Origin of the sequence: Myxococcus sp. AM010, assembly GCF_013372585.1 — a bacterium.
Classification (GTDB): Bacteria; Myxococcota; Myxococcia; order Myxococcales; family Myxococcaceae; genus Myxococcus; species Myxococcus vastator.
Genome location: NZ_JABXEO010000100.1, coordinates 17,943 through 28,083, shown reverse-complemented (window position 1 = coordinate 28,083; position 10,141 = coordinate 17,943). Strand labels below are relative to the sequence as shown.

Here is a 10,141-nt window from a genome sequence, read left to right as displayed (position 1 = left end):
CGCCCGCCCCGTGGTCCCTGGCAACACGTACAGCGGCACCCGGCCGCCTCCGGGAGGAACGCGCTGGACCACGCCGCGCGGCTCCAGCGGCAACAACCGGCCGTCGCGTGGCCAGCGCAACAACTCCGGCAGTGGCTGGAGCAGCCCTCCCGCGGGACGCACCTCGAACAACGCCGCGCCCAACAACAACGCCTCCGGGAGCGGCTGGAGCAGCCCTCCCGCGGGCCGCACCACGAACAACGCCGCGCCCAAGGACGATGACTCGCGCGACAACAACAGCGGCAACCGCTGGGGCAGCGGCAACTCCGGGAGCAGCGGCAACTCCAGCAGCGGCAACTCCAACAGCGGTAGCTCGGGCAGCGGCAGCGGCTGGAACACGCGTGGAGGCAGCAGCTCGGGCTCCAGCAGCTCGGGCTCCAGCGGCTCGGGCTCCAGCAGCTCGGGCTCCAGCGGCTCGGGTTCCAGCGGCAGCGGCTGGGGACGCGGTGGCAGCAGCTCCGGTAACAGCGGCAGCAGCAACCGGGGCTCCAGCAGCAGCTCGGGCTCCAGCTCCAGCGGCGGGGGCTGGGGACGCGGTGGCAGCAGCAGCGGGAAGTCGTCCTCGGGCTCCAGCGCGCCTCCGTCCGGCCGCTCGGGCTCGTCGTCGTCCTCCGGCGGCAACAGCCGCTGGCGCTGAGGCGGACCCCGCCGCGGGGCGGGTGATGGCCGCCTCGCTCTGGCTGGTTTGACGACATCTGGCGTCCACATGAACGGCGCCGCGTCCCACTCCGGGGCGCGGCGCTGATGTTTTTCGGACAGCGCGGCGCCCTCCAGCCCCCTGGTCAGCGCCACCGCGGCGTCGACCAGGGGACGGACGGGGCGCGGGGTGGATTGCCGCCGCGTGGGGCCGTGGAGAGGTTTCCCGCGATGATGCGTCCTCTCCTGATGGTTCCATGTGCCGTGCTGGGACTCTCACTGGGCTGCGGCCCTGGCGATTTCACACCCGACCCTGGCGTGCAGACCGACGACGCCGAGGCCGTGGACCTGGACAACCTCCACATCGGTGTCAGCGGCACGGTGGACCTGCTCCCCGAGGCCCGGCGGTTGCTCGAGGCCCGGGGCCTGCCCCTGCCTTCGCTGGAGGGAGCGCCCCTCACCGCCACGGAGCCCCTGCGGCTGGCGGTGAATGACGCCAACGCCACCTTCGGCACCACGCCGGCCGCCGCGGATGGCGCCTTCACCGTGCGCGACGTGGCCGTGCGGGAGATGCACTTGAGCCTCGCGGTGGGCGCGGAGGCCGCGGGGCTGGTGCCCAGCCATACCGTCGTCTACGACTCCGCCTTCACCGGTGCCCGGCCACGCACGGACATCGTCGGCGCGCGCGTGTGGGCACTGCCGGACGCCTTCCATGACGCGCTCAGCGTCGCCATCGGGGAGAGCGCCATCCGGGGCCACACCGACGACCGGGCGGCCACCCTGCGCGACGCCGGCTTCGTGCTGGGCCGTGTGGTGGACGCAAGCGGCCATCCCGTCACGGGCGCGAAGCTCACCCCCGACGACGAGGCGTTGGCCGGTCGCATCCACTACCCCACCGCCGACCTCCAGGGCGCGAACCAGGAGGGCACCGGCCCGGACGGCTTGTTTGTCTACGTCCACTCGGGCGCGGACGCGGAGGCCTTCCTCCTGTCCGTCACGGGCATGGACAGCTACGTGCCACGCAACGTGGGCGTGGCGCCGGGCTGGGGGCTGGTGCTCACGGTCCATCCCGGCCTCCACCCGCCGCCCTAGGCAGCGCGGCGTCCGGCCTTCCGCTCGCGGCTCGGCTGCTCGGGGCCCGCTGCCCCGCGCGCGGGCCGCCCCCATCCTCCATGGGAGGCGCGCGCGGCTCGAGCCAATGGACTGGCGGCGCCCATCCGTCCGCACCCGTCGCTGCGCCGCACTCTCGTCCGATGCCGGAAGCAAGGGCGCGACGCATCTCTCTCGCGGGAGTGTCTCGAACGGGCCTCGGGCCGGTGCGTCACGGGAGGAGCCCTGTGCGTTCCTGGGGGACGCCACGATGAACGAGAGCTGGAGGCCGCAGCGTCGGAGCGCAGCCATGGCCCGCGGCATCGCCTGGCTCGCCACGCTGGGCGTCCCGCTCGCGGGCGCGCTGTACCTCTTGGGCTGGGCCTGGAACGTGGAGATGCTGAGGCCCGGCGTGGCCGGCATTCCCATGACGCCGGAGACAGGCATCGCGATGATATTCGGCGGCGCCGCCCTGGGCCTGCGGCTGCGCCGCCGCCCGTCCCGCCACCAGGAGCCCGCGGCCACCGCCAGCGCGTTGGTGATGCTGGCCATCGGCGCGGTGAGTCTCCTGCGCGACCTCACCGGCTGGGACGCAGGGGCGGAGGCCCTGATGCTGCGCCTGCTCGATGAGCACGCCTCGGCGCTCCCTCGGCCCTCCCCCCTCTCCGCCATCTGCATGACGCTGCTGGGCGTGGCCCTGGCGCTCCCAGAGCGGGGCCGCTGCGTCCGGCTGCGCGACACGCTGGTCGTGCTGTCGCTGGTGACTTCGGCGCTGGGCCTCAACGGCCTGTTGATGGGCCCCTTGTTGATGGTGGGAACCCTGCCCTTCCTCGCCGAGCGCAGCATGGGCCTGCCCACCGCGCTGACACTGCTGCTGCTGGCGGTGGGCACGCTCTGCGCGCGACCGGGGCTGGGGCTGATGAGCCGCATCACCCGCGACTCGCTCGGCGGCTTCCTCGCGCGCCGGCTGGTGCCGGTGGTGCTGATCGGCCCCTCGCTGGTGGGCATGGTGTTGATGCTCCTGCACGACGCGCGCGCCATCAACCTGGAGGCGAAGCTCCCCATCTTCGCCACCATCGTGAGCGCGGGCGGCGCGGCGCTCGTGCTCCTGTCCGCGCGGGCCCTGGACCTCATCGAGGCCTACCGCCAACAGGCCACCTCGGCGCTGGAGTCCTCCGAGGCCCGCTACCGGGGCCTGCTGGAGACCACCCCCGCGCCGCTGCTGACGGTGGATGCACGAGGCCTGCTGCGCTTCGTCAACACGGAGGCGGAGCGGGTGTTCGGCTATCCGCGCGAGGAGCTGCTGGGACGCGAGGTGGAGGTGCTGGTCCCCGAAGGGCTCTTCGGTGGCCGCAGCCTGGACACCGGCCTGGGCGAGCGCGCCATCCACGGCCGCCGCAAGGATGGCAGCCCGCTGTCGCTGGAGGTGCGGCTGAGCCCGGTGTCAGGCCCGGAGGGCCCCAGCGTGCTCGCCGTCGTCCGCGACGTGACGGAGCGGGAGCGACACCTCGCCAGCGTCCAGCGTGCCCGCGAGGAGGCGGAGCTGCAGCGCAGCCAGGTGCAGGCCCTGCTGGACCACACGCCCGTGGGAATCGTCTTCGTGGCGGCGGACGGCGGCGGGCTGGTGGCCAACCCCGTCGCGGAGCAGCTGCTCGGGCGCCCGCTGGAGGGCGTGACGCTGGAGATGACAGGGGACAGCCCGTTCGTGCTCACCGCTGACGGCAAGCCGGTCCACAGGACGGACGTGCCCATCGTCCGCGCGCTGCTCACGGGCCAGCTCGTGGGGCCCGAGGAGTTCCTCATCCTCCACCCCGACGGGAGCCGGCTGCCGGTGTTGATGACCGCGGCCCCCGTCTTCGGTCCTGGCGGGAAGGTGCGCGGCGTGGTCTCCACGGCGCAGGACGTGACGACGCGCCACGAGTTGGACCGGCTCCGTGAGGAATACGTCAGCCTCATCTCCCACGACCTGCGCAATCCGCTCCACACCATCAGCCTGCGCGTGGGCCTGCTGCGGCGCGCCCTGCGCGAGCGGAACCTGGAGCGGGAGGAATCCATGACGGAGTCCATCCAGCGCAGCGTGGCCTGGATGAGCTCCATGATTGAGGAGCTGCTGGAGGGTGCGCGGCTGGAGTCCCAGCGGGAGACGCCGCGCCGCGAGCCCCGGGACCTGGCGCGCTTCCTGGAAGGGGTGCTGGAGCAGGACGTGGCCCCCGACGTGCGCGAGCGCTTCCACCTGGAGGTCCAGGGCAGCCTGCCCCCTGTCTGGGTGGACGCGACGAGGCTGGAGCGCGTGGTGGTCAACCTGATGACCAACGCCGCCAAGTACAGCCCCGGCGGGCAGCCCATCACCGTGCGCGCCCAGCTCCAGCCGGGACAGGTGGTGGTGTCGGTGACGGACCTGGGCCCCGGCCTGAGCCCGGCAGACGCCGCCCACGTCTTCGACAAGTACTACCGCACGCGGAAGAGCGGCGCGGCGGACGCGAAGGGCCTGGGGCTGGGGCTGTACATCAGCCGCCTCATCATCGAAGCGCACGGCGGGCGCATCTGGGTGGAGAGCGAGCCCGGCCGAGGCTCTACCTTCAGCTTCAGTCTGCCCGTGGCCCCGCCCGGCGCGACCCCGCTCCCGCCCCAGGTCCCGAATGGTCAGGACCCGGCGGCGGGAGACGGCTCCGCCGTCAGCGCGTAGGCGCCCAGCGCGGCAGCCAGTCCGGACCCTTGGCGGTCGTCAGCCGCGTCTGCCCGGTGCCATCCGCGCGCATGAGGTACACATCCGTGTCGCCCTCGCGCTCGGACACGAAGGCCAGGTACTTCCCGTCCGGACTCCACGCGGGCATGTCGTCCCGGAGCTTGCCATCCGTCAGGGCCACGGGCGCGCCGCCCGCCACCGGCACCACCCAGATGCGGGTGTTCCCATCTGGCAGCCGGCTCACATAGGCCAGCCGCTGCCCGTCCGGACTCCAGGCGGCCTCGCGCTCGTCGCCAGCAAAGGACTCGCCCGACACGGCGCGCAGGTCCGAGCCATCCGGACGGAGGAAGTACAGCCGGTCCTTGCGCTCGCGGTCGCTGACGATGACGAGCCACTTGCCGTCCGGGCTCCACTTCGGCGTGCGGTCCTCATGGTGGAAGAAGGTGAGGCGGCGCTCACCACTTCCATCCGCGTTCGCCACGTAGACCTCGGGGTCGCCTTCGCGACTGCACACGAAGGCCACCTCCTTGCCATCCGGAGACACCGCCGGCTCGAAGCAGCCCTGGGGCACCTGCGTGAGGCGCACCTCCGGCACGCCCTCGCGGGGCTCCAGGCGCACCACGTCGCTGAAGCCCTCCGCGTCGGACTCGGCCACCAACCAGGTGCCGTCCGGCGCCCAGCTCGCGTTGCGCGCCCGCGCCCGGGGCGGGTGCAGCGGCAGCGCCGGGCTCTTTCCATCCATGGGCAACACGCGCATCTGCTGGCGGTGCAGCCCGCCCTCCTCCGCCGCGGCGATGACGAGCAGCGACTTGCCGTCTGGCGACAGGGGACCGGGGTACACGTCCTCCTCGCCGCGCGTCAGCTGCGTCTCCACGCCGTCCGGACTCACCTTCCAGACATCCTTCCGCCCCGCCCGCTCCGACAAGAAGATGACCGCGCCTGGAATGGCGCCCGCCTCCTCCTTCGACAGCGGCCCAGGGCCGGGCGTCCCGCCACACCGGCCGGAACACCCGACACCGAGCACGGCGAGCGCGGTCAGACACCGCGCCCGCCACGGCCAGGAACGCTGAAGCCGTTCAAGGCCTCGCATCACCACCTCACTGAATCCGGATGGCGTCCGCCATGACGACGTAGCCTTCGGAGGCCCAGCGGCTCAGCTGCACCTTGTTCCAGCCGGCGGCGAAGTTGTAGGTGCCCAGCGTCACCCACTTGCTGCCGTTGGCCTGCTGGTTCACCGTCACCGTGCTGTTGCCACCCGTGTGCGTAATCACGAAGGGCGCCGCGGGAGAGCGGTTGGTCCCCTGCACCCACCAGGCCTGGATGGTCCGGCTGCCCGCCGAAGGCATGTGGAAGTGGAACACCGCCGGCTCGGAGATGGCCTGCGTGGAGGCGAAGTAGTAGTCGTTGCCGTAGTAGCCCGCGCTGGTGCCACGCTGCCAGGTGGACGGCACCGCGATGTAGCCCTTGCTGGCGTTGTTGTTGGCGTTGTTGCTGTCCACGACGATGGCCGAGGTCGTGCCGCCATCACCGCAGTAGCTGCGAATCTGGTTGATGTAGGTGGTCCACGGCCAGTTGCGGCCCGGGTCCGTGCGGTTCTCAGGCTGCAGCCGGGCGTGCGCCACGATGTGGTAGCTGTCGCGCGGGATGCCCCGGTCCCGGGTGATGTCGCACGTCAGCTTGGCGGAGGTGTTGATCATCCCCGTGTTGAAAGAGGCCGAGCTGGCGTAGCCGCCGTGCTCGATGCCGATGGAGAAGTCGTTCGTCGACCGGCCGTTGAGGTTCGACTTCACGCCGCCGTTGAGGCTGCTGCGGTAGGCGGCGCCCACGTGCCAGGCGCGGCTCGTCTCACGCACCAGCTGCGACACCTCGGTGCCCGTCTCATTGACCACGTAGTGCGCGCTCACGCCCGCGGCGGAGTTGGTCAGCCAGCTCCAGCAGCCCGAGTAGCCACCCTCACAGGTGTGGATGATGACCATCTGCTGCCCGATGCCAGCGGGCCGCGCGTTGTAGTTGGGCGACGGGCGCCAGATGGAGGCCGCGTAGTCCGGGCCGGCCGCCAGGGCCTGCATCTTCGGCAGGGCGAACTTGGGCTCGACCTGGGTGGCCTCCAGCGACACGGCGACCTTGCCCGCCGGCGTGAACGCACCCGCGCCCTCGCGCAGCACGGCGTACACGTCGTTGTGGATGTAGTGCGCCTGGATGTCCGGGTCGGAGATGTCCGTCAGGCGCACGGCCACCGGGGCCCACGCGCCCAGGTCCGCGCGGTCGATGCCCGCCTCGTCGGCGTACTTCGACAGCAGCGCGGCGCCCGCGCGCAGGTTGGCCAGCGGCTCGCCACGCACCGCGTCCTCGGACACGCCCGCCAGGGCCGCGCCGTCGGTGATGAGCTGGCCGCGCAGGCCCAGCAGACCAAAGGCCGCCGGGCGGCCCTCGAACTCCTCCTCGCCCAGGACGTGCTCCCAGCGCGTCTCCGCGTAGGAGATGGCCTTGAGCAGGCTCACCGGGACGTTGAACTCACCAGCGGCCTTGGCGAACTGGGCGTCCAGCTCGTTGGGCGTGCGGCGAGCCGCGTCGGCCACCGCGCGGGCGGCGTCATCCACCGCGCCCGCGGGGACCTGCGACTCAGGGGCCGTCTCTTCCGGAGACGCCTCGGGCTGGGGGCCACAGGCCGCCAGGGCCATGGCCGCGGCCGTCGCCGCGAACGTCTTGCGAAACACGTGCATCGGAACTCCTTGAAGGGGGGTCAGCAGCTCCACGGTCGCCCCCGTCTCACGGGAGCGGCGCAGCGGCCCACACCTGAGCACCATGCATGCCAACCACGCGTTCCCAGGGAGCTCATCTTTTCCCCGACTCCAGATGGAGCATGGATGCTCCACCTCCCCGTCAAGAAATCCGCCCGAAAACCGGGCACCCGGCGACACAACCTCCTGGAATCAGGCACAGCCCACATGTAAGCCCTGACAACCAAGGCATCGGACTGGTCACCGGATGTCGCACTGACGTTTTTCGAGACAAGCTTTCGTAAAGCTTCTTTACCGCCATTCCAATGTCCCTGGCCTTGTGTCGTGACACCGGATGCAGGGGCTGGGACGCGGGTGCCGACAGGGGCGAGGGCTTCCGCTATGAGGGGGGCCATGCGGCTCTTCGGAATCGGCGACACCCACCTGCCCTCCACGCGACAGAAGGACATGCACCGCTTCGGGTGGTCCGAGCATCCCCTGCCGCTGCAACGCGCGTGGGATGAGCGGGTGGCGCCGGAGGACGTGGTCATCGTGGCGGGGGACATCTCCTGGGCCACGCGGGCCCACGAGGTGATGGATGACCTGGCGTGGCTGGACGCGCGCCCGGGTCGCAAGGTGCTGGTGCGCGGCAACCACGACTACTGGTGGGGTGACTCCGCCTCCAAGCTGCGCAAGCTGCTGGAGCCCTTTCGCACGCTGGAGGGCTTCCTCCACAACAACGCCGTCGTCATGGGCCCCTGGGTGATTGCGGGCAGCCGGCTGTGGACCGCGCCGGAAGCGCCGCCCATGCCCGGCGGGGAGATGGGGGACGAGGCGGCGGACACCGGCTACGTGGAGCGGGAGACGCGCCGGCTGACGGCCTCCATGGAGGACGCGAAGAAGAAGGAGGCGGCCAGCGCCACGCCGCTGGTGCGCGTGGTGGCCGTGCACTTCCCGCCGGTGTACGCGAACGAGAAGGCCACCGCCTTCAGCGAGCCCATTGAAGCCTTCGGACCGAAGGTGTGCGTCTACGGCCACCTGCACGCGGCCGGCATCGCCGCGGGCTTCACGGGCGAGCGCGGCGGCGTACGCTACGTGCTGGCCTCGTGTGACGCGGCGGGCTTCGCCCCGATGCTGCTCGACGAGGTGTGAGGAGGCGCGCCATGCCGTCCAACAAGGCGGAGCTCGAGGCCCGGCTCGCGGCCGTGCAGCCGGGTGATTCGGTGCGGGGGCTGTTCTTCAAGTCGGTGCTCAGCCTCGTCCAGCAGCAGGCGGGCCTGACGGCGATGGAGGCGGTGCGCGCGGGGGCGCCAGGCGCGGCGTACACGGACCTGCGCACGTACCCGGCGCGGGACTTCCTGACGCTCCTCTACCGCGCGGCGGACGCGCTGGAGCCGCTGCTGGGCCCCGAGGACGCCGTCTTCCATGCCTGCGGCGAGAAGGACGTGACGCGCTTCTCCACCGGGCCGGGGATGCTCATCTTCGGCATCATCTCCCGCGGGGACCCGCAGAAGCTCTTCGCGGGCGCGCAGATGGGCTACGGCGCGGCCGTCAGCTACGGCAGCCGCGACTACGTGCCCACCGGCCCCACCTCCGGCACGCTGCACATGCGCCGGGACATGCTGCCGCCCGCCTACCACGAGGGCATCCTCACCGGCGCGCTGAAGGTGCTGGGCCTGAAGGGCACCGCGCGCGCGACGCCGCGAGGCATCGACAGCGCGGACTACGACATCCGGTGGGCTTGAGGCGCGGCGCTCAGTCCACGCGGGTGTAGGTGACGTCCAGCTCGGCGACGACGCGCTCGCCCACCGACGCCTGGCAGGTGAAGGTGTGCGCGTCACCGTCGTGCGCGCGGCGGACGGCGCCGAACCTCACCGTCTGGCCCGCGTAGGCCAGGGTGTCCGCCTTCAGCCGCACGTCCTTCGCCATGCAGCGGGCCCACGGCGCGCCTTCCAGCCGGCGCAGCAGCGTGGTGGCCACGCGCGTCATGCCACTGGCCACCACGGCCACCGGCATCACCGGGTGCAGCGCGAAGTGCCCCTTGCACATCTCCGCCGTCACCGGCCCCAGCGTGGCCGACAGGCTCTCACCGTCCGGCCGCCAGTCGCGCAGCGCCAGCGGCTTGCTGTAGGGGTTCTGCCGCAGCCGGGCCCACTCCTCGGGGGTGCGCTGCACGCCTTCGTCGCGGCGCGGCTCGCGGCGCATGTCCACCCGGGCCTCGCCGAACAGGCGCGTGAAGGCGGCGGCGGACAGCACGTTGTAGTCCACCTCCAGGCGGAAGAACGGCGTGCCATCCGGCAGCGACAGCAGCGTGCGCGCGGTGGCCGTCCGGCGGCCGGTGAACTCCGCCTTCGCCAGCCCCCACAGCAGGTCCGTGGCGCGGGCCATGGGCTCCGGCCGCAGCCACTCCCCGCGCGCGCCGCACGCCAGGTAGAAGTGCTGGCCGTCCTTGGGCGACATCAGCGCGGACGCGCACGAGCCCAGAATCGCCAGGTGCCGCCCCGCCTCACCCAGGCCAATGGGGCCCGCTTCCGCGTCCGGGTCCTGCTGCACCGGGATGCGCGCCACCACCTCGCCCGCCCCCATCACCGTCACGTCCTTGAGGGCGTAGTACGGATCCCTCACGCAGATGCGCGGGTAGAGGTCCGCATGCGTCAGCAGCGTGTGCGGCGCCAGGCCCGACAGCGTCTCCAACGTCTGCTCCGACGAAGCCCAGGCAGAGGCAGGGGCAACAGCGGAGTTGGCGGACGAGGGCGCGATGTCGAGCATGGGGCTGACCTGGTTTCGGACGAGGGGTGTCGGGGGACACCGGTTTGCGAGATGCCGAGCTTCGTTCCGTCCGCGGAGGCTTCATTCCGCCGGACAAAATGATTTTCGACATACGGTCCGATTTGTTGCTTCCTGTCGTAATTTTCCGTCCGAGAGGTAAATCCGGACATGGATGTGGCAGGGAGGCGCAGCCAGGGGTACA

8 protein-coding genes are annotated in these 10,141 nt (G+C 71.7%); 4 read left to right on the top strand and 4 right to left on the bottom strand.

Going from position 1 to position 10,141, the window contains the following annotated elements; translation table 11 throughout:
• Positions 1-660, bottom strand: a 660-nt coding sequence (locus HV826_RS31630; protein WP_255217515.1) for a hypothetical protein, incomplete at its 3' end; no start/stop codon positions are given.
• Between the two features lie 123 nt (positions 661-783).
• Here HV826_RS31630 and HV826_RS31625 point away from each other — a divergent pair.
• Together HV826_RS31625 and HV826_RS31620 are read left to right on the top strand one after the other, a co-directional pair.
• Entirely contained in the window at positions 784-1,767 is a 984-nt protein-coding gene (locus tag HV826_RS31625; protein WP_176420785.1) for a carboxypeptidase regulatory-like domain-containing protein, read from the top strand.
• A 307-nt stretch (positions 1,768-2,074) separates the two neighbouring features.
• A complete protein-coding gene (locus HV826_RS31620; protein ID WP_255217514.1) occupies positions 2,075-4,450 on the top strand; it encodes a PAS domain-containing sensor histidine kinase in 2,376 nt (791 codons plus the stop codon).
• On the opposite strand, the gene HV826_RS31615 is transcribed toward HV826_RS31620, so the two are convergent.
• Together HV826_RS31615 and HV826_RS31610 are read right to left on the bottom strand one after the other, a co-directional pair.
• A complete protein-coding gene (locus HV826_RS31615; RefSeq protein ID WP_176420784.1) occupies positions 4,440-5,540 on the bottom strand; it encodes an LpqB family beta-propeller domain-containing protein in 1,101 nt (366 codons plus the stop codon). The two genes, HV826_RS31620 and HV826_RS31615, sit on opposite strands and share 11 nt — an antisense overlap.
• 7 nt (positions 5,541-5,547) lie before the next feature.
• Positions 5,548-7,173: an N-acetylmuramoyl-L-alanine amidase gene (locus HV826_RS31610; protein WP_176420783.1), complete on the bottom strand. Its 1,626-nt coding sequence runs from the start codon at positions 7,171-7,173 to the stop codon at positions 5,548-5,550.
• A gap of 411 nt (positions 7,174-7,584) precedes the next feature.
• Here HV826_RS31610 and HV826_RS31605 point away from each other — a divergent pair, with 411 nt between their 5' ends.
• Together HV826_RS31605 and HV826_RS31600 are read left to right on the top strand one after the other, a co-directional pair.
• Complete coding sequence (locus HV826_RS31605) at positions 7,585-8,322, top strand: metallophosphoesterase (RefSeq protein WP_163781380.1); 738 nt, start codon at positions 7,585-7,587, stop codon at positions 8,320-8,322.
• An 11-nt stretch (positions 8,323-8,333) separates the two neighbouring features.
• Positions 8,334-8,915 (top strand): TIGR02265 family protein, encoded by a 582-nt coding sequence (locus HV826_RS31600; RefSeq protein ID WP_176420782.1) that lies wholly within the window; start codon positions 8,334-8,336, stop codon positions 8,913-8,915.
• A 10-nt stretch (positions 8,916-8,925) separates the two neighbouring features.
• On the opposite strand, the gene HV826_RS31595 is transcribed toward HV826_RS31600, so the two are convergent.
• Positions 8,926-9,939, bottom strand: coding sequence for a hypothetical protein (locus HV826_RS31595; RefSeq protein ID WP_176420781.1), 1,014 nt, complete (start codon positions 9,937-9,939; stop codon positions 8,926-8,928).
• Between the last annotated feature and the right edge of the window lie 202 nt (positions 9,940-10,141).

Excerpts from the sequence above, each read along its gene's own strand:
- HV826_RS31625 (WP_176420785.1), top strand. The coding sequence starts at position 784 with ATGTTTTTCGGACAGCGCGGCGCCCTCCAGCCCCCTGGTCAGCGCCAC.
- HV826_RS31620 (WP_255217514.1), top strand. The coding sequence starts at position 2,075 with ATGGCCCGCGGCATCGCCTGGCTCGCCACGCTGGGCGTCCCGCTCGCG.
- HV826_RS31615 (WP_176420784.1), bottom strand. The coding sequence starts at position 5,540 with ATGCGAGGCCTTGAACGGCTTCAGCGTTCCTGGCCGTGGCGGGCGCGG.
- HV826_RS31610 (WP_176420783.1), bottom strand. The coding sequence starts at position 7,173 with ATGCACGTGTTTCGCAAGACGTTCGCGGCGACGGCCGCGGCCATGGCC.
- HV826_RS31605 (WP_163781380.1), top strand. The coding sequence starts at position 7,585 with ATGCGGCTCTTCGGAATCGGCGACACCCACCTGCCCTCCACGCGACAG.
- HV826_RS31600 (WP_176420782.1), top strand. The coding sequence starts at position 8,334 with ATGCCGTCCAACAAGGCGGAGCTCGAGGCCCGGCTCGCGGCCGTGCAG.
- HV826_RS31595 (WP_176420781.1), bottom strand. The coding sequence starts at position 9,939 with ATGCTCGACATCGCGCCCTCGTCCGCCAACTCCGCTGTTGCCCCTGCC.